The organism is Bacillus sp. SIMBA_008 (assembly GCF_046535495.1).
Classification (GTDB): Bacteria; Bacillota; Bacilli; order Bacillales; family Bacillaceae; genus Bacillus; species Bacillus subtilis.
Window position 1 is genome coordinate 1 of sequence record NZ_JAWRWL010001227.1, and the last position, 238, is coordinate 238.

General features: G+C 34.5%; 1 protein-coding gene and 1 pseudogene. One reads left to right on the forward strand and one right to left on the reverse strand.

What is annotated here, in order from left to right; genetic code table 11:
- A pseudogene (locus SB658_RS27345) lies at positions 1-71 on the forward strand (iron-sulfur cluster biosynthesis family protein); the annotation flags it as partial.
- Here the strand turns inward: SB658_RS27345 and SB658_RS27350 are convergent.
- A partial coding sequence (locus SB658_RS27350; protein ID WP_410603695.1) for a hypothetical protein occupies positions 54-238 on the reverse strand: 185 nt, incomplete at its 5' end. The pseudogene SB658_RS27345 and the gene SB658_RS27350 sit on opposite strands and share 18 nt — an antisense overlap.

Genomic DNA, 238 nt, shown 5'->3' on the forward strand with positions numbered 1-238 from the left:
GAGGAACTTTTCAGTTGAAGAGCCCGAGCCAATATTATAATCCAAATATGAAGTTACACGTTCGAGTGTAGTAAAGAAAAGGTGGTTCCAAAACGTATTTTGGAACCACCTTTTTTATTGTATAAGTCGCTATTATTGTCGTTTTTTGTTGATAAGTCGATATATTTAAAAAATCGCTGATATAATTCGAGTTGCGCTGATATATTTGGAAAATCGCCGATATAATCAGAGTTGCGCT